The 23227-nt window shown below is 49.9% G+C and carries 20 protein-coding genes; 6 read left to right on the forward strand and 14 right to left on the reverse strand.

Features of this window, described 5'->3' with window-relative positions; genetic code table 11:
- Positions 1-20: 20 nt before the first annotated feature.
- From OCU49_RS00345 to OCU49_RS00355, 3 genes are all read left to right on the forward strand, one after another.
- Positions 21-980: a nucleoside hydrolase gene (locus OCU49_RS00345; RefSeq protein WP_261843042.1), complete on the forward strand. Its 960-nt coding sequence runs from the start codon at positions 21-23 to the stop codon at positions 978-980.
- Positions 980-1822 carry an isopenicillin N synthase family dioxygenase gene (locus OCU49_RS00350; RefSeq protein WP_261843043.1) on the forward strand — a complete coding sequence of 281 codons (843 nt, stop codon included), beginning with the start codon at positions 980-982 and terminating at the stop codon, positions 1820-1822. Before OCU49_RS00345 ends, OCU49_RS00350 begins: the two co-directional genes overlap by 1 nt.
- Positions 1823-1886: 64 nt before the next feature.
- A complete protein-coding gene (locus tag OCU49_RS00355) occupies positions 1887-2642 on the forward strand; it encodes a M48 family metallopeptidase (RefSeq protein ID WP_261843044.1) in 756 nt (251 codons plus the stop codon).
- A gap of 57 nt (positions 2643-2699) precedes the next feature.
- Here OCU49_RS00355 and OCU49_RS00360 read toward each other — a convergent pair whose 3' ends face one another.
- A complete protein-coding gene (locus tag OCU49_RS00360) occupies positions 2700-4163 on the reverse strand; it encodes an MFS transporter (RefSeq protein WP_261843045.1) in 1464 nt (487 codons plus the stop codon).
- The gene (locus tag OCU49_RS00365; RefSeq protein WP_261843046.1) at positions 4156-6051 is read right to left on the reverse strand and encodes an ABCB family ABC transporter ATP-binding protein/permease; all 1896 of its coding nucleotides are present in this window, start codon (positions 6049-6051) and stop codon (positions 4156-4158) included. Before OCU49_RS00365 ends, OCU49_RS00360 begins: the two co-directional genes overlap by 8 nt.
- Before the next feature lie 400 nt (positions 6052-6451).
- Here OCU49_RS00365 and OCU49_RS00370 point away from each other — a divergent pair, with 400 nt between their 5' ends.
- Complete coding sequence (locus tag OCU49_RS00370) at positions 6452-8122, forward strand: methyl-accepting chemotaxis protein (protein ID WP_261843047.1); 1671 nt, start codon at positions 6452-6454, stop codon at positions 8120-8122.
- A gap of 66 nt (positions 8123-8188) precedes the next feature.
- Here OCU49_RS00370 and gcvA read toward each other — a convergent pair whose 3' ends face one another.
- The 6 genes from gcvA to OCU49_RS00400 all read right to left on the reverse strand — a co-directional run bounded on the left by gcvA (position 8189) and on the right by OCU49_RS00400 (position 14249).
- Positions 8189-9103 (reverse strand): transcriptional regulator GcvA, encoded by a 915-nt coding sequence (gene gcvA, locus OCU49_RS00375; RefSeq protein ID WP_261843048.1) that lies wholly within the window; start codon positions 9101-9103, stop codon positions 8189-8191.
- A gap of 373 nt (positions 9104-9476) precedes the next feature.
- On the reverse strand, positions 9477-9641 hold the full coding sequence (locus OCU49_RS00380; RefSeq protein ID WP_261843049.1) for a DUF2986 domain-containing protein: 165 nt from the start codon (positions 9639-9641) through the stop codon (positions 9477-9479).
- An 11-nt stretch (positions 9642-9652) separates the two neighbouring features.
- On the reverse strand, positions 9653-10174 hold the full coding sequence (locus OCU49_RS00385; RefSeq protein WP_261843050.1) for a DUF501 domain-containing protein: 522 nt from the start codon (positions 10172-10174) through the stop codon (positions 9653-9655).
- Positions 10175-10238: 64 nt separating this feature from the next.
- The gene (locus OCU49_RS00390) at positions 10239-11210 is read right to left on the reverse strand and encodes a M14 family metallopeptidase (RefSeq protein WP_261843051.1); all 972 of its coding nucleotides are present in this window, start codon (positions 11208-11210) and stop codon (positions 10239-10241) included.
- 45 nt (positions 11211-11255) lie between these two features.
- Entirely contained in the window at positions 11256-13334 is a 2079-nt protein-coding gene (gene recG, locus OCU49_RS00395; protein WP_261843052.1) for an ATP-dependent DNA helicase RecG, read from the reverse strand.
- A gap of 3 nt (positions 13335-13337) precedes the next feature.
- On the reverse strand, positions 13338-14249 hold the full coding sequence (locus OCU49_RS00400) for a hydrogen peroxide-inducible genes activator (RefSeq protein ID WP_261843053.1): 912 nt from the start codon (positions 14247-14249) through the stop codon (positions 13338-13340).
- A 100-nt stretch (positions 14250-14349) separates the two neighbouring features.
- On the opposite strand from OCU49_RS00400, the gene OCU49_RS00405 reads away from it, so the two are divergent.
- A complete protein-coding gene (locus OCU49_RS00405; RefSeq protein ID WP_261843054.1) occupies positions 14350-15222 on the forward strand; it encodes an SDR family oxidoreductase in 873 nt (290 codons plus the stop codon).
- A gap of 76 nt (positions 15223-15298) precedes the next feature.
- On the opposite strand, the gene OCU49_RS00410 is transcribed toward OCU49_RS00405, so the two are convergent.
- From OCU49_RS00410 to hemB, 6 genes are all read right to left on the reverse strand, one after another.
- Positions 15299-16006 (reverse strand): ABC transporter permease, encoded by a 708-nt coding sequence (locus OCU49_RS00410; RefSeq protein ID WP_261843055.1) that lies wholly within the window; start codon positions 16004-16006, stop codon positions 15299-15301.
- Positions 16006-16695, reverse strand: coding sequence for an ABC transporter permease (locus OCU49_RS00415; RefSeq protein WP_261843056.1), 690 nt, complete (start codon positions 16693-16695; stop codon positions 16006-16008). The genes OCU49_RS00410 and OCU49_RS00415 overlap by 1 nt, the downstream gene beginning before the upstream one ends.
- A gap of 82 nt (positions 16696-16777) precedes the next feature.
- The gene (locus OCU49_RS00420; RefSeq protein WP_261843057.1) at positions 16778-17536 is read right to left on the reverse strand and encodes an ABC transporter substrate-binding protein; all 759 of its coding nucleotides are present in this window, start codon (positions 17534-17536) and stop codon (positions 16778-16780) included.
- A gap of 113 nt (positions 17537-17649) precedes the next feature.
- Complete coding sequence (locus OCU49_RS00425) at positions 17650-18423, reverse strand: ABC transporter ATP-binding protein (RefSeq protein ID WP_261843058.1); 774 nt, start codon at positions 18421-18423, stop codon at positions 17650-17652.
- 306 nt (positions 18424-18729) lie between these two features.
- Positions 18730-20937, reverse strand: a complete 2208-nt coding sequence (ppk1, locus tag OCU49_RS00430) for a polyphosphate kinase 1 (RefSeq protein WP_376787886.1) — start codon at positions 20935-20937, stop codon at positions 18730-18732.
- Positions 20938-21021: 84 nt separating this feature from the next.
- A complete protein-coding gene (gene hemB / locus OCU49_RS00435; protein WP_261843059.1) occupies positions 21022-22032 on the reverse strand; it encodes a porphobilinogen synthase in 1011 nt (336 codons plus the stop codon).
- 755 nt (positions 22033-22787) lie between these two features.
- Between hemB and OCU49_RS00440 the strand changes: the two genes are divergently transcribed.
- Entirely contained in the window at positions 22788-23144 is a 357-nt protein-coding gene (locus OCU49_RS00440; RefSeq protein WP_261843060.1) for a hypothetical protein, read from the forward strand.
- The last annotated feature ends 83 nt before the right edge of the window (positions 23145-23227 follow it).

Raw genomic sequence — 23227 nt, forward strand, 5'->3', positions numbered from 1 at the left:
GCTGCAAGCGAGATAATAATATGACACACAAAATTATTCTGGATACGGATCCGGGCATTGATGATGCAATGGCAATTTTTACTGCTTTTGCACATCCGGAGGTTGAATTACTGGGGCTGACAACGACGTTCGGTAATGTCTCAGTTGAGCAGGCGACGATTAATGCGCTGCAACTGGTTGAAATGGCCGGCGTCGATGTCCCGGTTGCCAAAGGTGTCGAGACTCCATGGGTAAAGTCACTGAGTGATTTCCCAGATTTTGTGCACGGTAAAGATGGCTTCGGCAATATTAACCTGCCGGCACCAAAAGGTGCGCCAATCGCCCAGAGTGCTGCAGAGTTTATTGTTGATCAGGTAATGTCGCAGCCAGGCGAAGTAACGCTGGTGGCTGTAGGTCCCCTGGGTAATTTGGCGGCTGCGCTGAAGTTACAACCGCAAATTGTAGATAAGGTGAAGCAGGTCGTTATCATGGGTGGCGTAATCGCTGCTGATGGGAATGTATCCCCCGTTGCCGAAGCCAATATTCTGTCTGATCCGCATGCTGCGGATAAAGTTATGGCGGCAAGCTGGGAAGTTGTGATTGTCGGTTTGGACGTGACGCATCAGGTCGTGCTGAGCAATGCCCTGTTTAATCAGATTCGGGATGAAAATCCGAAAGTGGGGGCTTTCATGCATCAGGCCGCTCAGTTTTATATCAGCTTTTATAGCTCTATCCGGGATATTGACGGCTGCTATGGCCACGATGTATCCGCTGTTGCTTATGTCATTGCTCCGGATATCTTTACAGTGGAAAGTGGTGAAGTGTGTGTAGCGACTGACGGTGTTGCTATTGGTCAGACGATTATGAGCCGCTTCGGCATTCCTTATCCGCTGCCCTTTTGGCAGGAACGGCCAAAACAGAAAGCCTGCATGGGCGTAGACGATCAGCGTCTGGTGGCGCTATTCCGTGATGCAATGACCAGTGATTTTTGGAGTAAGTAATGACCACCCTGACAGCTATAGATTACCGCGCCGATGATGCCCGGCAGCAGTTTGTTGAATCCCTGCGTGAAACCGGTTTTGGTGTCCTGAAAAATCATCCTATCCGTCAGGAGCTGGTGACATCTATTTATCAGAACTGGCAGACTTTTTTTGACGGTGATACTAAGCAGGATTTTCTGTTTAACAAAGGCACTCAGGACGGTTTTTTTCCGGCGAGTGTCTCCGAAGTGGCGAAAGACCACAAAGTAAAAGACATCAAAGAGTATTACCACTACTACCCCTGGGGTCAGTGCCCGGACGAGCTTCACGCAGAAATCAGTGAATATTACCGTGAAGCAAACAGTCTCGCCGGTGAACTGCTGAGCTGGATTGAAGCCTTCAGCCCGGGTGAAATTGCGGCAGGATATAGCCAACCGCTGACATCCATGATTGAAGGCAGTCAGTCGACCCTGTTACGGGTATTGCACTATCCGCCACTGCAGGGTGACGAAGAAGCTGATGCAATCCGTGCAGCAGCCCATGAGGATATTAACCTGATTACGATTCTGCCGGCGGCAAATGAGCCGGGCTTGCAGGTGAAGTCTAAGGAGGGCAGCTGGCTGGATGTACCTTGTGAGTTCGGTAACCTGATCATTAATATTGGCGATATGTTGCAGGAAGCTTCCGGGCATTATTTTCCATCCACCACACATCGGGTTATTAACCCTGAAGGCGCGAATATGCAGCGTTCGCGGATCTCTCTGCCGCTGTTTTTGCATCCTAAGCCTGAAGTGGTGCTATCTGAGCGCTATACAGCAGACAGCTATCTGACAGAGCGTCTGAAAGAGTTAGGCGTTATCTGAACGTTCTGATTAAACAGGCATCTGATACACTTATGCGGATGTCTGAATGCTATGGAAGTAAATCATGAAAAAGTTAGCCCGGGTTGCTGCGGCAGTCGGTTTATCGCTGGCGCTGACCGGCTGTGTTAAAGATGGCGAACTGAATATGGCCAGTGCAGTGATGTTGGGCACCAGTGTGCTGCAGGCTGCTACGCTGGATGAAAAACAGGTCGTGAAGACCGCTTCTTTATCGGCCAAAGAGCTGGATAAGAAGAATAAAGTTGCAGCGCCAGGCAGCAAGTACGATGCGCGTTTACAGCGAATTGTTCGCGGGTTGGAAAATGCAGATGGGCTGAAGCTTAATTATAAGGTTTATCTGGATAAGAGCGTCAATGCCTTTGCTATGCCTGACGGCACAGTAAGAGTGCATTCTGGTTTGTTAGATGCGATGCCGGATGATCAGGTTTTAGCGGTTATTGGTCATGAAATTGGTCACGTGAAGCTGAAACACAGTTATAACCAGATGCGCAGCCAGTTGCTAACAAACGCTGCATTTCAGACAGCAGCATCCGCTGGCGGTGATATTGGCGCACTGACGTCTTCACAGCTGGGTGGCCTGGCTTATAAAGCGGTTAATGCTCAGTTTTCACAACACGATGAACTGGCTGCTGACCGTTATGCGGTAGAGTTTCTCAGGTCACGCAATCAGGACCCTCGGGCAATGACCCGTTCGATTAAAACTCTGCAGGCTAAGTATGGCAGCGGCGGTGGTTTTCTGAGCAGTCACCCGTCGAATCCGCAGCGAATTCATAATCTGGAAAAAACGATTTCCGGGCAGTGAAAGCTGAATGACAAAAAACGGAGGCTATGGCCTCCGTTTTTTTATGTGATTGTCAGATCAGGTTGTCTGTAAGCCCGAATCATTTTCAGTTCCCTGATCTTTAGCGGATACACGACGGTAAAACAGAATAGCGATGAATATTGCGACAACCGCGACCCCGGCAAAACACAGGTATAGCCAGTAAGCAGAGCTGGCAACAGGTGCCATGCCGGCTTCATTGAAACCGCTCAGGTTGACCACAATTCCCGCTAACGCAGCACCAAAGGCAATTGCAAACTGCTGCACGGTAGATAGTGCTGAGCCTGCAATATCAGCATCTTCCGGCGGGCTGAATTTAAGTGCAAAAGTGGACAGATGCGGCCAGCCGATACCTACCCCGGCACCTACTGCGATAAGAGACAGGCTGATAAGTACAATCATCAGTGTGTTGCTGTCAGAGTATGCAGGAACAGTAAGCACCAGCCCCAGCATGCCGAACAGAATCGCATAGGGCCCAAAGCGAATAGTTCTGTGCATAGAGGCGCCTGAGAAGCGCGCACTGAGGATTTCGGATATTACCCAGCCTACCGACATCATTGCTGCTACATAGCCAGCTAGCAGCGGTGTCTGGCCGTGTAATACCTGCAGATAAAACGGAATATAGATCTCACTGGCAACGCAAAAGATTAACAGAGCCAGCAGGAGTAATGTCAGACATAGGGGAGAACCGAAGGTAAAGGTACCCCGGGGAAATAACCGTGAGGGGCTGTTTGCCTCAAGTTTGGCAAGCAACAGTATGCAAATAACCGCCACGGCAATGCCGGCCAGATTTAGCAGTAATTCAGGGCGGGTACCTGCCAGAGACAGCACCAAAACAGCGACGGCAAGCAGGAATAGCTGTCGGAGAGGTATTTTTGTAATAGTTGTCTGTGCCTGTTTTGCGGGCAGCATCAAACTGGTGAGTAGCAGATAAAGTAAGGTAATCGGTGCCAGTATCGCGAATCCCAGTCGCCAGGTAAGCAGCTCTGCAAACATGCCTCCAATAGCCGGGCCAACCAGCAAAGCGACACCATATACGCCGGATAGCAGTGCCATAGCACGTGGCCAGAGTCGCTCTTCGAAGACCAGCATAATCATCCCATAGCAAAAGCTGAATAACAGGCCGCCGCCTGCCCCCTGCACTGTCCGGCCAAGTAGCATGACGGACATATTTGGTGCGGCTGCGGCTATCAGGCTGCCCAGCAGAAAGATGACGCTACCAATAGCATAGGCTTTTTTGGGGCCAGCCTGATTCAGTAATTTACCGCTGACAGCCGCGCTTAAAATAGCCGCCAGCATGAATAGCGTGGTATTCCATGCGTAAAGGTGTTGTCCGCCGATGTCCGTGACTATGGATGGCAGCATCGTTGTTGAAATATAAGTATTAACAGCATGCAGGCACATGCCTCCGGTCAGTGCCAATGACAGTACTCCGTTACGGCCACTGAGAAGTTCAGACCAGCGTGCGTCTGCCGGAGGGGTGTTGTGTGTTTGCTTAGACATTATCCGCGTCCTTGTTGGCAGAGTTTGTTGAGCTGGATATCGGGGCGCCGGGAGCGTCCAACTGATGTTGCCACATTTGTGCGTACAAACCGGCCTGTTCGAGCAGCTCGCTATGGGTGCCACGTTCAGCAACTTTGCCCTGTTGCAGCACCAGAATCTGATCTGCATCGACAACGGTTGATAAACGGTGCGCAATGGTCATAACGCTGCGGCCCTGCCCCATTGCCTTGAGGCTTTCCTGAATATCTCGTTCGGTCTGGCTGTCCAGTGCAGAAGTGGCTTCATCAAGGAGTAAAATCGGAGGGTTTTTCAACAGGGTACGGGCAATGCCTACCCGCTGCTTTTCGCCTCCGGAAAGTTTCAGTCCCCGTTCGCCTACGGTTGTGTCATAGCCTTTAGGTAAGGCGCTGACAAACTCATGAATCCTGGCTGCTTTGGCCGCGGCTTCAACCTCTGCCTGGCTGGCGTCGGGGCGGCCATAAGCAATGTTGTAGTAGATAGTATCGTTGAACAGAACCGTATCTTGCGGCACAACACCTATGCTTGCATGTAAGCTGTCCTGAGTAACGTCACGTACATCCTGTGCATCGATAAGTAATGCGCCTTTCTGGACATCATAAAAACGGAATAACAGCCTACCGATGGTGGATTTTCCTGAGCCGGAAGCACCAACAATTGCCAGTGTCTGGCCAGCTTCCAGTGTCAGACTGACGCCTTGCAGAATCGGCCGTTCCGGTTCATAGCTGAAGTGCACGTTATCCAGCTGGATGCGACCGCCCTGCACTTGCAGCTCTGGCGCGTCAGGCTTGTCAGTAATTTCAGCGGGCTGGCCTAACAAGTCGAACATCTCCCCCATATCAACCAGTGACTGGCGGATCTCACGATAAACATAGCCAAGATAATTCAGCGGCATCATTACCTGCATCATGTAAGCGTTAACCATGACAAACCCACCTACAGTAAGCTCGCCGCTCATGACATCTCTGGCAGCCAGCAGCAGTGCCAGTACCAGGCCAACATTGAGAATTAAGGACTGCCCTGCGTTGAGCATCCCCAGTGAACTGATGGTTTTTAATGACGCGGTTTCATAGCCGGCCATAGCACGGTCGTAACGATCGGCTTCACGGTTTTCTGCACCGAAATATTTTACCGTTTCAAAATTCAGAAGGCTGTCGATGGCTTTCTGATTCGCGTCCTTATCCTGATCGTTCATCTCCCGGCGTATTCTTACCCGCCATTCGGTTACCTTAGTTGTGAATGCGACGTACAGGCTGACAATGCCGACCACAACCGCCAGATACCAGACATCAAATACAAAAATCAGTATCAGTGAGATCAGTAGCAATTCAAGAATCAACGGACCGATGTTAAAAAGGATAAAGCGCAGCAAAAAGTCGACACCTTTTACACCCCGCTCTATGACGCGGTTAAGGCTGCCGGTTTTACGGCTGATGTGATAACGCAGAGATAGTTGGTGTACATGGCTGATAGTTTCCCGGGCCAGCATCCGCAACGCGCGCTGACCTACCCTTGAAAAAACCACGTTGCGTAATTCTTCAAACAACACGCTCATCAGGCGTGCCATACCAAAAGCGATTACCAGCCCGGTTGTACCTACCGCCAAAAGCCAGCTGGGGTCGCTGTTGTCACCGGCCATCGCGTCAACGGCATTTTTGTACAGGAAAGGCGTGCCAACAATGATCAGTTTAGCCGTTAACAGCAGCGACAGTGACAGAACCACCCGGCGTTTTACCCAGGGCTGATCGGCGGGCCAGAGAAAAGGCGCGACTCTGCGCAGGGTGCGCCAGCCACGTTGTCGTTCAGCATGTTTTTCAGCCTCATCGGGGTTACTGCTGAAGGCTTTTTCGGTCGCGCTGGTGTTGGCCATTAAGGCGTTCTCCGGAACTTTGAAAAGATGTATTGATCTTGGCTTGCGGATCAGAAAATTGAAAGTCGCGGGAGAATAAAACCTTAACCTAGGTTGAGGTCAAGTTATCTGGCTGTTGAAGTGAATATTCTTCTCCGGATATTACAGCTGCTAAGACATATGTTTCGTCGGTTCAGAATTTTAGTTGGTCAAAATGGGATGTCTGATCTGATCAGGGTGATTTACAGAGCTGTCATTAGGTATATATCATATATATGACTTATATGATCTGATGGTTGTGTGAGCAAACAGAATAAATATAAAAACTGCCCACTGATGATACTGGCTCTCAGCCTTTGTAGCGCCGCTCCCTTGCTTAGTAACGTCAGTGAAAACGTGCGTGCACGTGAGGAGTAAGGCAATGCTGAACCGCATAAAAGATCTGTCCATAAAGAACAAAATTAATGCGCTGGTGTTAATCCTGATGGCCCTGCTGGTACTTATTTCAGGTTTCGGAACACTTAAAATTGATGCCATCAGTGGCAAGCTCAGCGCTATTTCCAGTGAAGAAATCCCCCTTGCTAAACTGTTTAATGACGTGACTATCAGTCAGTTACACGAAGCGATACTGATAGAGCGGGCCATGCGCGGTGAAGGCATTGGCTATGGGGAAATAGACATTCCGGCGCTGGGCACGGCTACTGCTGAGATAGCGACGCAAATCAGTGACCAGATAGCTCAGGGGCAAAATATTATTACTGAACTGCGCCAGCAGGCGGTGAGCTCCGATGGCTTAGAAGTACTGGCCCAGCAGTTCTCTGTAGTAGAAGCGCAGCATCAGGCGCTGAATCAGCAAATTGAGAATTTTTACCGGGCGATAGATGCCGGTGAAAGTGTCTCGCCGGATGAGTCTGCAGCCATTATTACCAGCAGAGATGAAATCAATCGTTCACTGGCAGACTTACTCCTGGCAGTAAATGCCATGACTGAGACCGCTGTTGCGGATGCCAGCCAGACGAAAGATGACGCTTTGCAGGGCATGCTGGTTATTAGTTTGATATCGGTTCTGATTGGCTTATTACTGGGTACCAGGTTGAGCAGAGCAATTACTAAACCCTTATCTGAAGCGGTGCTGGTGGCAGATAAACTGGCCGAAGGCGATCTGACTGTGCGACTAAAAGTCAGCGCCAGAGATGAAACCGGTCAGCTGTTGCAGGCGATGAATAAGATGACTGATCACTTGCTGGAAATGATTAATGCCATTGCCAGTGCATCCGGTCAGCTCACTGAGGCGGGTAATAACGTCACGACGATTTCCGGCCAGACCTCTGCCAACGTTCAGCAGCAAAAGGATAATTTGCAGCATACGGCGGTAGCTATGGAACAGATGACAAGTACTGTCAGAGAAGTGGCTGAAAGCGCCCAGTTGGCCGCTGGTTCTGCAACAGAAGCGGATAACGAAGCCCGTCAGGGACGCGCTATGGTAGGTCAGGTAAATACAGCAATTGAAGCGCTGGCCGGTGATATTGAAAAAGCCCGCGAAGCGATCATGCAGTTGAATACTGAAGCTTCAAACGTGGGTAATATTTTGGATGTTATTACGGATGTGGCAGATCAAACTAACCTTCTGGCACTGAATGCGGCCATTGAAGCGGCCCGGGCCGGAGATCATGGGCGAGGCTTTGCGGTAGTAGCAGATGAAGTTCGGACACTGGCCAGCAGGACGCAGGAATCCACCGTTATGATTCAGCAGCTGATTGAAAGCTTACAGAGTAAAGCTGGCCGTTCAGCTGATGCCATGCAGCAGGGCACTGAGAAAACCCGTGAAACGGTAGAGTTAGCTCAGCATGCTGAACAGTCCCTGACACTCATCGGCACGGCAGTTGAACGAATCAATGATATGAATTTGCAAATTGCCAGCGCGGCGGAGCAGCAAAGCAGTACAGCAAATGAGATCAACCGGTCAGTGAATGAGATACATCAGCTGAGTGAGTCTACTTATAATGACTCACGGCAAGTGGAAACGGTCAGTGGCCAGGTGGCTGAACTTACTGCTGATTTACGCGGCCTGGTGGCGCATTTCAAAACCTGAACATTCGTGAAAACTAAGCATCAGAGCTGTATAAAAGCAGCTCTGAAAACAGAGTTGTTAGCTGGCTCATTCGCCGGTGGGGTTAGCAAGGCCCATGACTTCCAATAGCCAGTCACGGAAGACCCGCATGCCATAGGTTAGCTGGAGATCATCCGGGTAAACCAGATAGAAGGCTTTGCCGGTAATGAGTTCAAGATCAACCGGGATAATTAGCTGGTCATACTGCAGCTCCCTGGCCACCAGGCCACGGTCAGAAAGTGCGACGCCCAAGCCTTCCAGTGCGGCGCCTAGAGCCAGCTGAGTACTGGAAAAGGAAAGACCTTTTTCCAGGCCTGTCATGTTGACGCCGGCCTGTTGCATCATTTTTGGCCATTCATCCTTACGGCTACTGACATGAATAAGTGGCCAGCTGACTAAATCTTCAGGGCTGCTTATCGCGTCGTGGTCCTCCAGCATGCGAGGGCTGCACACAGGTACAATATGAGAACGGTGGACCAGATAAGCGGTGACGCCATCAGGAGCTTTTTCGCCGAAATACACTGCCATATCAAGATCGTTATGATCAAAGTCGATGCGTGATGTACCAACCGCGGCACTGAGGCGCAGCTCTACTTCCGGGTGACGTATCTGAAAGTCTTTAATTTTCGGCATCAGCCAGCGGTTGAGAAATGCCGGTGGAGCTTCAAAGGTAACAGAGCTGGTATTCGGTGCAGACATTAGCCGCCGGGTGGCACTGTCCAGTTCATCAAGCGCATGCTGAACCGCGACCAGATACTTTTCACCGGCAATAGTGATGTGCACCTGACGCTTTTCCCGGTGGAACAGCTTCAGGCCAAGAAAGTCTTCCAGCGACTTTACCTGATGGCTAACCGCTGAAGGGGTAACAAAAAGCTCTTCCGCTGCCTTGATAAAACTCCCCAAACGGGCGGCCGCTTCAAAACTGCGCAGGGCATTGAGTGGGGGTAAGCGTCGGATATACACCTCAATTGGTGAGTTTATTTCACCATTTTGCTGAAAAACAGTCGTTTGTTATTAACCTGAAGAGACTTTAGTATAAGCATCACGTTGAAGATGATCCACATCCTAAAGAGCGGAATTGCTAAAGGTTTAGTAGTTAACGTCGGGATTTGTCGTAAACAGATAAGGATCTTGCGTTGCTGAGCAAGCCGTATTCAACACACAGATTTAAGTGTTTTACTGTTTTTAATTGATGAGCTTAAATGCTTTAAACAGTAAAGCCGGTTCTTTTGAACCATACAGTTTATAGCACTCGTTTATTTTTTTCGGGACCGTTTATGGTCGTAACGAGACTCCTTTAGGGCTGCAACTTGCGGCCCTTTTTTTTGCCTGAAATTTAGCCGTCGGATATTGGCTTAGACGCTGTATCTGGCTGATTTTCTATCAGTTTTTCTCTGTCAGCTTTAGCGATATAACGTGGTTTGGCTGATATCTTCAGATGGGCATTTGCCTTCTTAGCCTTTCTCTTCAGAGTGTCGTTAATTTTTTTGCGACGATTCATAGTAGCTTTGCTTACAGGCTGATGGATATTTCGTTAAGGGCGAATTCGTTATCCAGGCGACGACCGATGGTTGTTCCCCCTTCTGCTTCCATTGCCAGATGATAAGCGTATTGCATATGCAGGCAACGGACTTTATCCCAGTGCCGAATGCCACCAATGCCGTAGCTGTTAAATAATTCGCTGAAACCGAGTTCGTCTATGCGTTGTTTATCTTCCGGAAGCATCATTTCCCAGCGACGTGCTACATAGCGTTCCTGGTCTTGCCAGTGAGCCTGCTTTAGTGACTCGTCAGCACTGATTTCCTGCTCAATAAGTTTTACCCAGCCAGCTGTTTCAATTTCGGCTATGGCCTGATAAATGTCTTTGGATGAGAGCCAGTAAAGCGTAGGAAACGGTTGGTCATCGACCAGTGAACGCATTTGCAGTACTGCCGGTACACCATTGCTAGACTGCCAGGCAATTGCCTTCAGTCCTCGGGGTTCACGGCCCAGCTGGCGGGTTATGAGTTCAAGCTGCGATGGGGAAATGGTCACAATATCTTCCTGTGGCGTTGGCTAAGGCCAGTGTTTTATCAATAAGGCTTATCATCAGATCTGATCAGGCGACAAATTCAGCCAGGGTAACGGCTTCTTCGTCCATTACCGGCACACGGGCTGGCATGATCAGTGTGCAGTTATCAAAGGGTGCCAGCAGATCATTACCGGCATCATGCGCAAATGCCTGGCCCTGCTGATAACGTTCAAAACCGAGCACGCTTTCGGCAAAACTAAAGTTTTCAGAAGCCGCATTAAGTACCTGGTGGATACGATATTCACCGGCATGCTGGCTTTTTTCATAGCCATATTCAGGTTGCTGGACTGATGGGTCGAGCATTCCGAACTGCTGGATAAAGCGAATAGTCGTACTGATTGCCTGCTGAGTAGCAGCATGGGAAAAATGCTGACCGCATTCAGCAACAACAGATACCGCATCCGGGTGCAGTTGCTGATGATAGTTAATCAGCAAGCCACCATGATAGGTCTCCGGGCGATAATACAGCTTAGGGAATGGATAATTCAGGGTCTTCCCAAAATCGAGGTTAGCTCCGGTGTCAGGATAAATCAGCATCGGACAGACTGGGTGGGTGGTCGAATGCAGATCCAGCAAGTGATCAGCATTTGCAATGAAGGCTTCTATTTCTGCAGCACGTTGACAGTCAGAGGTGTCCGGGCGGATCAGGCGGGAAGCATCCCAGAGACGGTTCATATCCTCCTGCTGACAACGACTGGCAAAAGGTCGTTGCGGATCAAAGCTCTGATAAGCATCTACGTTGGCAAAGATCAGTGTCAGGTCGCCTTTGACTGGCATGATCTGGTTATCCAACAGATAGCACAGGGCGTTGGCACCACACAGCTCGTTACCGTGATTGAGTGCAACGATGCTAATGCTTGGGCCGGGAATGCCGGAGTCCAGGCAATGTACGTAATTAACGCCACAGTTACCTTCGCGATATTCACTCAGATCCCGGGGTAGCAGTTCAATTGGCGCATCGCTGGCAGCAATGGAAAATCGACAGGGAGGTATAGTCATAAATGTGTCTGTAAACGTTTATACACAGGTTCAGGATTGCGTCTGTCAGACGTTGGCGTATTGTTCATCCCTGCCTAACCAACGCTGAATAATGGCATCATGCTGACCGTCATTAATATTCAGTTGTCCGGCGACCTGTTTTACACGGGTCAGTAAATCACTGTCACGCTGCAGATCGGCGACTTTAAACGCCATCATACCGGTTTGGCGGGTACCAAGTACTTCTCCCGGCCCGCGTAACTCAAGGTCTTTTTCAGCGATACGGAAGCCGTCGGTGGTTTCCCGCATGACAGCTAAACGTTCCCGGCCATGTTGTGACAGAGGCGCATGATACATCAACAGGCAAAAACTCTCGACTGATCCCCGTCCTACCCGCCCGCGCAACTGATGTAACTGAGATAAGCCCAGCCGTTCGGGGTTCTCGATAATCATCACACTGGCGTTTGGCACATCTACGCCCACTTCAATCACTGTAGTGGCGACCAGTAAATCCAGTTCTGCTGCTTTAAAGCGCGCCATGACTTCGGCTTTTTCGGCGGGTTTCATTCGGCCATGAACCAGACCAATGCGCAATTCTGACAGTGCTGTCTGTAATTCTTCGGCGGTGACTTCTGCGGCCTGACACTGCAGAGCTTCAGATTCTTCGATCAGCGTGCATACCCAGTATACCTGTCTGCCTTGCTCGCAGGCTTCTTTTACCCGCTGTACGACTTCCGGGCGGCGCTGATCCGCGATTACCACTGTATTAACCGGTGTTCGGCCGGGTGGTAGCTCATCGATAATTGAACAGTCCAGATCCGCATAGGCACTCATGGTAAGGGTGCGGGGAATGGGTGTGGCAGTCATGATGAGCTGATGTGGTGCGCGGGAATCGGTACGGCCTTTTTCCCTTAATGCCAGTCGCTGATGAACGCCGAAGCGGTGTTGCTCATCTACCACCACCAAACCGAGGTTGGCAAAGCTGACGTCGTCCTGAAATAGCGCATGGGTGCCTACGACAACCTGCGCTTCCCCACTGCTGATCGCGGTCATCTGGGCTTCGCGCTTTTTGCCTTTCAGCTTGCCGGCTAACCAGGCGACTTTTAAACCGAGCGGTTCCAGCCATTGGCTGAAGTTATTAAAGTGTTGTTCTGCCAGGATTTCTGTTGGCGCCATGATGGCCGCCTGATATCCACCACCAACAGCCTGTAGAGCTGCGAGAGCTGCGACTACGGTTTTACCTGAACCCACATCGCCCTGAACCAGTCGCAGCATAGGGAAAGGCTCAGCAAGGTCTGCGGCAATTTCATTACCGACTTTTTGTTGCGCACCGGTCAGTGGAAATGGCAACTGATCGAGAAATTGTTGGATATACGGGCTGTTCAGGGGCATATGTGGTGCGCCTTTCAGCCGTGTTTTCTGGCGCAGTTTCTGTAATGACAGGTGATGTGCGAGTAATTCTTCAAAGGCTAATCGGCGTTGTGCCGGATGGATGCCTTCAGCCAGCTGGTCAGTATCAGCGTCAACTGGTGGACGATGCAGGTAACGTACGGATTCGTTGAGCGGTGGCAGTCGCCAGCGGTGCAGAATGTCTTCGGGTAGTAATTCGTTTAGCGTGCCTGTTTCCAGTGCCGCCAGAGCACTTTCCGTCAAGCTGCGGAAGCGGGCCTGGTTTAGACCTTCAGTGGTTGGGTATATAGGTGTTAAAGCTTCTTCGACCGGGGTGACGATTTCTTCATCGACTTTGCGATATTCCGGGTGATACATCTCCAGACCGCTAGCGCCGGTACGAATTTCACCGAAACAGCGTAGCCGGTTGCCTGCTTTCAGATTGTTTTTCTGTGCAGCGCTGAAGTGAAAAAAACGCAATGTGACTGTGCCGGTTCCGTCCTGCAGACGGCACACCAGGCTGCGGCGCCGGCCCATGACGATATCAGCTCCTTTAATATCACCTTCTATTACGCCTTCGTCACCGGGACGCAACGAGCCTATCGGCATAATCCGGGTGCGGTTCTGGTAACGCATGGGTAAATGAAACAGCAGGTCCTGCAATGTCAGGATATCCAGCTTTGCGAGCTTTTCCTGCAGTGCTGCACCCACGCCTTTTAGCGCCGTAACCGGCTGCATGGCTAACCCTGGCGTCATAACTTACTTATCGGCAGGTTTGGTATTTAACGGGCAGCAGCTGATTGCATCGATCAGCAGATCAATTGCCTGAGGGCGTGGAAAGCTGGCGCGCCAGGCGATGGCAACAGTACGGGTCGGTGCCGGAATCTTAAACGGGCGCGTCACAACCATGTCGGACTGATAATGACCACCGGTTGCGGACATAGGAATGACACTTGATCCCAGGCCAGAGGCAACCATCATACGGATGGTTTCCAGTGAGCTGCCTTCAGTCAGGCTGACTTTGCCTTTGCTGCCGCCCAGCGTCGGACAGGATTCCAGTACCTGATCGCGGAAACAGTGACCTTCGCCGAGTAGTAACAAGTCCTGTTCAGACAATACCTGGCTGTCGATCTGATCTTTGTCAGACAACGGATGGTCTTTGGGCAACAGCATCATGAAGGGTTCTTCATATAGCGGCCGGGTGAGAATGTCCGGTTCGCTGAAGGGTAATGCAATGATAATGGCATCAAGCTCGCCGTTGCGGATTTTAAGGCGCAGGTTCTCGGTAAAGTTTTCTTCGATGTAGAGCGGCATTTGTGGTGCGCGCACCTGCATCTGAGCAACCATGTGCGGAAACAGATAGGGCCCGATGGTATAAATCGCACCGACGCGCAGTGGGCTGACCAGTTGGTCTTTGCCTTCCTGTGCCATTTCTTTAATGGATTCCGCCTGTTCCAGAACGGTTTGCGCCTGACGGACGACTTTTTCGCCGATAGGCGTGACCCGAACAGCATGTTTGCTGCGTTCGAACAGTGCGGTGCCTAACTCGTCTTCGAGCTTTTTAACCGCAATGCTGAGGGTTGGCTGACTGACAAAACAACGCTCGGCGGCGCGGCCAAAATGTTGTTCCTGGGCGAGGGTAACGATGTAACGTAACTCGGTCAGCGTCATCCTGGGGGTCCTTTTAATAGAGCTTTAAGCAGCGCTCTCAATAGCGCTCTGAAAAAGCTATGATACGGCAAATGAAATCCAATGGATGGTTTATCTGCTTATGCACGTTTCAGATTCAACTCAAACATCACAGCGGGTACTGATCGCCGGTTGTGGCGATATCGGTATCCACCTGGCACTGCAGCTTAACGAGCAGGGGCATAAGGTGTATGGCCTGCGTCGTAATATAAACCAGCTACCTGGGGCAATCCACGGCATTTGTGCTGATCTTGGTGATCCATCCCAGCTGTGTAGCTTACCGGCAATCGATATGCTGGTCTATTGTGTTGCCGCCAGTCAGCGGGATGAGGCTGGATATCGGCAGGCATATGTTGAAGGTTTGGCCAATCTCCAGGCTGCGCTGGCGTCTCAGGATGTAAAGCGTATTTTGTTTGTATCCAGCAGTGCGGTATACCATCAGAATGATGATGGCTGGGTGGATGAGGCTTCTGCAACCCAGCCTCCCCGTTTCAATGGCAAGGTTATGCTTGAAGCTGAACAGCAGCTGCTACAGCATACAATTCCGGGTACTGTGGTGCGCTTTAGTGGCATTTATGGGCCGGGGCGCAGTCATATGCTGGGGCAAGTGTTTCAGGGTAAAGGCTATGCGGCCGAACCTGTCCAGTTTAGTAACCGTATTCACCGGGATGATTGCTCTGGTGTGCTGGCACATCTGCTTAATTTACAGGCTCAGGGTGAAATACTTGACGATATTTATCTGGCCAGCGACGACTATCCGAGCAGTTTGCATGAAGTCAGCCACTGGTTAGCTGAGCAGATGGATGTAGTGATTACTGAAGAAGCGCAACCGAGAAGCGGTGGCAGCAAACAATGCAGTAACCGACGGTTACATACCAGTGGTTATCAGTTTAAGTACCCGAGCTTTCGTGAGGGTTATAAGTCACTCGTTGCTGAGTTTTTAGAGCAACAGTAATGGTTTAACAGCAGATGCCGCTGAAACGAAAAAAGGTGCCCAGGGCACCTTTTTTGTTGTGAAGCTGTTGGCGTAATTACGCTTCGCGGTCAGGGTTGTAGCTCTGATAGCGGTTAAAGCGGCTTTCCATAAAGCGGAATAACGCAATAACCAGACCACTCATCAGTAAGTATACAAGGCCGGCAGCGAGGAACATTTCCAGCGGCGTATAAGTTCGGGCGATAACAGTACGGGCCATGCCGGTAACATCCAGCAGAGTGATGGTACTGGCCAGTGCGCTGCCTTTAAGCATCAGGATGACTTCGTTACCGTAGCCAGGCAATGCGATACCAAACATCCGTGGCAGAATAATCCGGCGGGTCAGTAATCCATGGCTCATACCCAGAGACTCTGCGGCTTCAATCTCACCGTTTGGAATCGCCTGAATCGCACCACGGAATAATTCCGCGCTGTAAGCTGCCGTGTTCAGGCTGAAGGCAATAATTGCGCACCAGTACGGCTCTTTCAGGATGACCCAAAGGAATGATTCACGAATCACTTCGAACTGGGATGCACCGTAGTAAACCAGAAAGATCTGTACTAGCAGTGGCGTGCCACGAAAGAAGTAAATGTAGGCAAATGGCAATGCCCGCACCCAGTTATTTGCTGAGGTGCGCATCAGAGCAAGCGGAATCGACAGAGCAATACCGATCAGGCCAGAGATCACGACCAGTTCAAGTGTCAGCCAGGCACCTTCCAGCAAACGTGGAAAATACTTAAAGATAACTTCCCATTCCCAACCCATTAGCGGCCTCCCCGTAGAACTGGATTATTGGCTCGCTCGAGCAAGTGGGTAATAGTGTTGGCAATGGCAGTCAGTGCCAGATAAATAAATGCAGCAACCAGGAAGAACGTAAACGGTTCCTTGGTAGCGCTGATTGCAACCTGAGATTGGCGAACAATATCGTTCAGGCCGACGACCGATACCAATGCGGTATCTTTCAAGAGGACCTGAAACAGATTACCTAGGCCTGGAATAGCGAGACGCCATACTTGCGGCAGGATAATACGGAAAAATGTTTTTGTCGGGCTCATGCCACAGGCAAGACCTGACTCCCACTGACCTTTTGGAATTTCCATCATGGCCATGCGGAATACTTCAGTGGCATAAGCACCGAAGGCGATCGACAACGCAGCGACACCGGCTACAAAGGGACCGATTTCTATGTACTCGTCGTAGCCGAACAGGCTGGCAATAGCCATTATTACCTGAGCGCCGCCAAAATAAATGGTCAGTACCAGTAACAGTTCGGGAATGCCGCGAATTAAAGTGGTGTAGCCTGTCGCTACCCAGCGGGCAAACTTATTATCCGAGAGCTTAGCTGATGCACCCATCAAACCCAGGATCAAGCCGAAGAAGAGACTTGCCAGAGCCAGTTGAACAGTCAGCCAGGTACCGGAAACGAGAAGATGACCGAAGCCTTGTAAATCCATGAAAACAACCTGCTTAGGGGCAGTGAGTTCCAGACAGAACCCACCGCTCCTGCTTTAGCTTAAGTAGCTTAAGAAGACGTGCTTAGTAGATAGAGAACGGGAAGTACTTAGCGTTGATCTTCTCGTAAGTACCGTCAGCAACGATCGCTTTAATCGCGTCGCTGAACTTACCTTTCAGATCATCGCCTTTACGTACTGCGATACCGATCTGGTCTTTGATATCGATTGCATCACCTGTGAAGGCATAACCGTTACCTTCAGCAGTTTCTAACCAGTCGTATGCTGGCAGTTTGTCAGACAGCAGAGCGTCTAGACGGCCTGCTTTAAGATCCAGGTAAGCGTTGTCCTGAGTGTCATACAGCTTAACGTTTACAACGTCACCCAGGTTGTCTTCCAGGTACTGACCGGCGATAGTTGCACGCTGTGCACCAACGTTTTTGCCTTTCAGACCTTCTTTAGTCGTTTCGATGTTAGAACCATCAGCGGATACGAAAGCCAGCAGGTTGGAGTAGTACTTCTCAGAGAAGTCAACAACACGCATACGCTCTTCAGTAATAGACATAGACGCGATGATTGCGTCGTATTTCTTGGCACGCAGACCTGGGATGATACCGTCCCAGTCCTGAGCAACGATTTCACAGTCAGCTTTCATCTGTGCACACAGTGCTTTAGCGATATCAACGTCGAAACCTACCAGGTTACCGCTTGCATCTACCATGTTGAATGGCGCGTAAGCACCTTCAGTAGCGATCTTGATTTTGTCGCCAGCAAAAGCAGACTGAGCAGAAAGCAGAGTACCGGTGATCAGTGCAGCGGCTGTGAATAACTTACGGATCTTCATTTATTTGTCCCTTCTTTATGTTTTTATTAGGGTTTAATAACCCTCACGTATCATTCTGTAACACGGCTTAATTTAGCCTGAGTTACTGATATCGTGAAGTATCTTGTTAAATCTTATTGGTGACTGGACATAAAGTCCTGAACACGTTTCGATTTAGGGTTGTTAAAGACTTGTTCCGGCGGCCCCATTTCTTCGATCTGACCTTCGTGCAGGAATACAACCTGTGAGGACACATCGCGGGCGAAACGCATTTCGTGAGTCACGATCAGCATGGTACGGCCTTCGTCTGCTAATTCGCGCATAACACTAAGCACTTCGTTGACCAGCTCGGGGTCAAGTGCTGATGTTGGCTCGTCGAATAACAGTACCTGTGGGTCCATTGCCAGCGTGCGGGCAATAGCGATGCGTTGCTTCTGACCACCGGACAGGTTGTCCGGGTAGGCATTGCGCTTATCCGCCAGACCTACTTTTTCCAGTAACTCTTCGGCGCGCTTAACGGCTTGGGCCTTAGACTGCTTCAGCACCTGCATAGGTGCTTCGATGATGTTTTCCAGAATGGTCTTGTGAGGCCAGAGGTTGAAACTCTGAAATACGAAACCGATACGGGAACGCATGCTTTCCAGCTGCTTACGATCGGCTGCGGTCAGGTTGCCGTCTTTTCCCGGCTTGAGCTGAAGCTCTTCCTGACCCATGATAATTTTGCCCTGACTTGGATTTTCCAACAGGTTAATACAGCGCAACAGGGTGCTTTTTCCTGAGCCACTGGAACCGAGAATGGAAATTACATCGCCATCTTTGGCGGTCAGGGATACACCCTTGAGGACTTCGAGACTACCGAAGGATTTGTGAATATCTTGCAGCTCTAGCGCTGTCTTATCTGTGGCCATGGTAAGGCTTCCAATTATTATTCTTTGCGCAGACAAGGCAAATAATGTGCAGATTGCAGCCTTCGCTGTCAAGCAACCGCAGGATCGTCTGCGCAATACTTAAAGAGTTGTCTCTTTTTCAAAAGAACGGCCGGCGATTTTGCCCGGATAGTCAAAAATAAGCAAACAAAAAGATACTTTGGTCGTACACTTGGTGCGTAAATGCGGTGAAAAGCGGCGTTTTGTGGTGAATATGCTAAAACTGGTGAAAATCAGGAACAGCGATATTAGTCGCTGTTTCCTGGTTTTCTTATAAGAAACAATGAATTAGCTGGCGTATTCGCTAAGAACCTGACTCTGGGCGCTGATGGTTTCTTCGCCTTCTTCCGGTTGATTCAGGGTATAGCTGCCATCGGAGTGCAACGCCCAGCTGTGGCTGTTATCGGCGAGGTAAAGATCGAGGTCTTTTTTAACCCGTTCGGCATATTTTCCGTATAGCGGGAAACAGGTTTCTACCCGGTTAAGCATGTTACGTTCCATCCAGTCAGCGCTGGAGCAGAATACTTCCGGATCACCTTTGTTGCCAAAGTAGTAAACCCGGGTGTGTTCCAGGAAACGACCAACAATGGAGCGTACGGTAATGTTTTCTGAAATTCCTGGCAGGCCCGGGCGCAGGCGACACATGCCCCTCACGATCAGTTCTATCTTCACACCCGCCTGCGAGGCTTTATACAGCCCACGGATCAGCTGAGGCTCTGTCAGGCCATTTACTTTAATGACGATATGGCCTGCTTTGCCGAGTTTGGTTTCGCGGCTAATTAGCTCGAGCATTTTCGAATGCAACGTAAACGGTGCATTGTAGAGTTTCTTTAACCGCAGGATTTTACCCATGCCTGTCAGTTGCTGGAATATCTTGTGAACATCTTCACCGACATCTGCATCGCTGGTCAGGTAGCTGTAGTCGGTATACAAACGCGCAGTACCTGAGTGATAGTTGCCGGTGCCAAGGTGAACGTAACGTACCAGGCGGGTGTCCTCGCGGCGTACAACCAGCATCATCTTGGCGTGGGTTTTACAGTCAACCACACCGTAAACCACAAGAGCGCCTGCTTCCTGCAAGCGGCTGGCCAGATGCAGGTTACTTTCTTCGTCAAAACGAGCCCGTAGCTCAATGACGACGGTAACTTCTTTACCACTGCGTGCGGCTTCAACCAATGCATTAACGATGTCGGAGTTAACGCCGGTCCGGTAAAGGGTTTGTTTGATCGCAATGACCTGAGGGTCTTTAGCCGCCTGCCGCAGCAGATCGACAACTGGCGCAAATGACTGGAACGGGTGATGCAGCAGATAATCTTTAACGCGCAGTGCATCAAAAATATTTCCCTGCTTCAGTTTTAGCTTGTTGTTGATGCCCGGGGTGAAAGGCTTCCAGCGAAGATCTTTGTGATTCGCCAGATCCCGGACAGACATCATTCGCGTCAGGTTAACTGGACCATCGACCCGGAATGTATGGGTTTCATCCAGATTAAACTCACGCAGCAGGAAGTTAATCAGATTTTCAGGGGTGCGTTGGTCTACTTCCAGACGTACCGCATCACCATACTTACGGGAGTGCAATTCGCCACGTAGCGTGCGGGCTAAATCTTCCACTTCTTCTGAGTCGAAACTTAAGTCCGCATTACGGGTGATACGGAACTGGTAACAGCCCTTAACTTTCATTCCCGGGAACAGATCTTCAGCAAATTCATGAATGATGGATGACAGGAAAATCAGGTTGTCACCGCCGTCACAAAGATTATCCGGCAGTCGAATCAGGCGTGGCAACGAGCGTGGCGCAGGTATGATTGCCATGCCGCTTTCCCGGCCAAAGGCATCTTTGCCATCCAGTTCAACAATGAAGTTAAGGCTTTTGTTGATCAGGCGTGGAAACGGGTGCGAAGGATCAAGCCCGATAGGGCTGACGACCGGCAGTACTTTCTCTTCGAAGTAGTTTTTAACCCAGGCGGTTTGCTCATCGTTCCACAACCGGCGACGCAGGAAGTGAACGTTGTGCTTTTCCAGGGCCGGAAAAATTGTCTCGTTGAGTATTTTGTACTGGCGATCTACATGGGTATTACAGATTTGCAGAATTCGGGTGATAACCGTCTGCGGATGCAACGCATCCGGTCCGGCAGCTTCACGGCCGTACTTGAGCTGACGCATCATTTCCGCGACCCGGATTTCGAAAAACTCGTCCAGGTTGCTGGAAAATATCAGCAAGAACATCAGGCGTTCCATCAGCGGATGTGATTCATCCAGGGCCTGTTCAAGCACCCGAATGTTGAACTGCAGATGACTAAGCTCACGATTGATATAAAGCTCGGGGGCTTTCAGATCCATCGGAGGCTCTTCAACAGGCTCAGTGACCGGAATTGCTTCACGGCTTTCTACCAAAGCAATCGAGGCTTCCTGGGCTTCTTTACTGAGTTCTTCACTAACTGCGGTATCTGTCGCCATATCGTGCTTGGTTTTTTGCTCAGTCTGGAGCTCTGTCATCTGTTTATCCTTAGTTCGTCACCCTCGCTTGACCCTTGCGAGTGTATATCCGGCAGTCCGCTTCTGCAGCCCGCCGAAACGGTGTTATTCGTTAAGTAACTGTGCAGCGCGTTTGGCAAAATAGGTCAGAATGCCGTCGCAGCCTGCACGTTTAATACAGGTAAGGGATTCCATCATCGCGGAGCGCTCATCCAGCCAGCCATTCTGGAAGGCTGCCATATGCATGGCGTACTCACCGCTCACCTGATACACAAAAGTAGGAGCTTTCAGCTCATCTTTAACCCGGCGGACAATATCCAGATAAGGCATACCTGGCTTGATCATTACCATGTCAGCGCCTTCTGCCAGATCCAGAGCAACTTCATGCAATGCTTCATCGCTGTTGGCAGGGTCCATCTGGTAGCTGAACTTGTTACTCTTGCCCAGGTTGCTCGCGGAGCCTACTGCGTCACGGAAAGGTCCGTAGTAAGCACTCGCATATTTGGCTGAATAGGCCATGATCTTAGTATTTACGAAGCCACCGGCTTCCAGAATATCCCGGATACAGGCAATCCGGCCGTCCATCATGTCACTCGGTGCGACGATATCGGCACCGGCTTCAGCATGGGACTGGGCCTGTAAAACTAAGGTTTCAATTGTACGGTCGTTGATCACATAACCGTTGGTATCAATGATGCCGTCCTGACCGTGGGTGGTGAACGGGTCTAGTGCTACATCGGTCATGATCCCCAGATCTGGTTGAGCATCTTTGAGTGCTTTAACAGCACGCTGTGCCAGACCATCCGGGTTGTAAGATTCTTCCGCAAACTCAGACTTTGCCGACAAAGGCGTTACCGGAAACAATGCAATTGCAGGAATGCCTAGCGCAACCAGTTCAGCTGCTTCTTTCACTAACAGGTCGATACTTAAACGTTCGACACCCGGCATAGATGGCACTGCTTCACGCTGATTCTCCCCTTCGATGACGAACATAGGGTAGATCAGATCGTTGACAGTAAGCACATTTTCACGCATCAGGCGGCGGGAGAAGTCGTCTGCACGCATACGGCGCATACGGGTTTCAGGATAAAAGCGTTGGCTGTTGGTAAAAGACACGGGCGTTTTCCTTTGCGGAGTAGCTTTGTGGGCTACAGCATCATTTAACTGAATTTAGATGACACCATTATGACAGAACTCTTGGAGTGGGCGGAATAGTTAATCGTTTAAGGTTGTTTTAGGGTGATATGTGGCAATAGTTGGTGCTGGGTTGGCTTGTATTTGTCGCTGGCGTGACAGGGGGCTTCTTATAGGGTTGATGTATTTCCTTGTTTGCCTGCCGGCTGAGGTTTCAGATGATCTTTTTCGCTTACGCGACGGAGGTATTTGGAGGTTGGTGTGTTTCTTTTTTCGCCTGCTGGCTGGTATTTGGGATGATCTTTTTCGCTTACGCGACTCAAGACTTTTGGAACCGCGCAAAAGTCTTAAGAATCTAAACGCGGCCCCACCGCTCGTCCGGCTACGCCGGATACCCTGCGTGTTTCGCGAGCAACAGGCCTCCTGAAAACTCGACCGCTTCGCGCTCTCAAACAATTCATCCGGCAGATCTGTTACTCACTGCAATACTCGGCTTCGCAGAAGGGGATAATTGAGGCCGTGCCAGTAGATAATGTTATATAAATCAGCCACTTGTTCATATGGTTTTTTAGTAGATGCAGGTTGAATATCCTGTAGGATGGTGGCTGGTTTAGCTTGATAGGGTTTACAACTAATGTTTCAATATTGAACCGAATAACTGCCATAAGAAAGGCAAGTTTATAAACTGCTGACGGTATAAATTACGTTTTTATATTTTTATTTGAGAAGGATTTCTAATGAAAGGTTTGTTTTTTTTAATTCTAATATCAGCTGGCGGATACTATGTTTATGACGCCCAGTTTAGCCAAAGTAATGTAGTCCCCAATATTGATGTTTCAGATCTTCAAAACAATCCAGCATCGTCAAATTCGATATTAGATTTTGCAGCTGCTCAAGCAGATGGCCTTTGCTACGAAAAATCAGGAATGACTCAAGAAGGGAGCTTATATGAAGGTTGTTTCAAGCTAGCCCAGTCTTTGATTCCAGGCTGCAAAAAAAGTATTGAACCTGAGATGCCAGCGCTTGTAGATGATTCTGAAGTGTTTCAGCGATTTTCACTTAAAATGATGAACTGCATTGTTCCACTAAGTTAAGACTCTTTCTATCGTGTATAAGTGGACTAAGTTGAAGCTAGGTTTGTTAAGTAATGAATAAATTTAAATCTTTCCGTTTATGT

The sequence above is a fragment of the Aliamphritea ceti genome (assembly GCF_024347215.1).
Taxonomy (GTDB): Bacteria; Pseudomonadota; Gammaproteobacteria; order Pseudomonadales; family Balneatricaceae; genus Amphritea; species Amphritea ceti.

Bases quoted from the DNA above. Each gene is read 5' to 3' on its own strand.
- OCU49_RS00345 (WP_261843042.1), top strand. From the start codon at position 21: ATGACACACAAAATTATTCTGGATACGGATCCGGGCATTGATGATGCA.
- OCU49_RS00350 (WP_261843043.1), top strand. From the start codon at position 980: ATGACCACCCTGACAGCTATAGATTACCGCGCCGATGATGCCCGGCAG.
- OCU49_RS00355 (WP_261843044.1), top strand. From the start codon at position 1,887: ATGAAAAAGTTAGCCCGGGTTGCTGCGGCAGTCGGTTTATCGCTGGCG.
- OCU49_RS00360 (WP_261843045.1), bottom strand. From the start codon at position 4,163: ATGTCTAAGCAAACACACAACACCCCTCCGGCAGACGCACGCTGGTCT.
- OCU49_RS00365 (WP_261843046.1), bottom strand. From the start codon at position 6,051: ATGGCCAACACCAGCGCGACCGAAAAAGCCTTCAGCAGTAACCCCGAT.
- OCU49_RS00370 (WP_261843047.1), top strand. From the start codon at position 6,452: ATGCTGAACCGCATAAAAGATCTGTCCATAAAGAACAAAATTAATGCG.
- OCU49_RS00380 (WP_261843049.1), bottom strand. From the start codon at position 9,641: ATGAATCGTCGCAAAAAAATTAACGACACTCTGAAGAGAAAGGCTAAG.
- OCU49_RS00390 (WP_261843051.1), bottom strand. From the start codon at position 11,210: ATGACTATACCTCCCTGTCGATTTTCCATTGCTGCCAGCGATGCGCCA.
- recG (WP_261843052.1), bottom strand. From the start codon at position 13,334: ATGACGCCAGGGTTAGCCATGCAGCCGGTTACGGCGCTAAAAGGCGTG.
- OCU49_RS00400 (WP_261843053.1), bottom strand. From the start codon at position 14,249: ATGACGCTGACCGAGTTACGTTACATCGTTACCCTCGCCCAGGAACAA.
- OCU49_RS00405 (WP_261843054.1), top strand. From the start codon at position 14,350: ATGCACGTTTCAGATTCAACTCAAACATCACAGCGGGTACTGATCGCC.
- OCU49_RS00410 (WP_261843055.1), bottom strand. From the start codon at position 16,006: ATGGGTTGGGAATGGGAAGTTATCTTTAAGTATTTTCCACGTTTGCTG.
- OCU49_RS00415 (WP_261843056.1), bottom strand. From the start codon at position 16,695: ATGGATTTACAAGGCTTCGGTCATCTTCTCGTTTCCGGTACCTGGCTG.
- OCU49_RS00420 (WP_261843057.1), bottom strand. From the start codon at position 17,536: ATGAAGATCCGTAAGTTATTCACAGCCGCTGCACTGATCACCGGTACT.
- OCU49_RS00425 (WP_261843058.1), bottom strand. From the start codon at position 18,423: ATGGCCACAGATAAGACAGCGCTAGAGCTGCAAGATATTCACAAATCC.
- ppk1 (WP_376787886.1), bottom strand. From the start codon at position 20,937: ATGACAGAGCTCCAGACTGAGCAAAAAACCAAGCACGATATGGCGACA.
- OCU49_RS00440 (WP_261843060.1), top strand. From the start codon at position 22,788: ATGAAAGGTTTGTTTTTTTTAATTCTAATATCAGCTGGCGGATACTAT.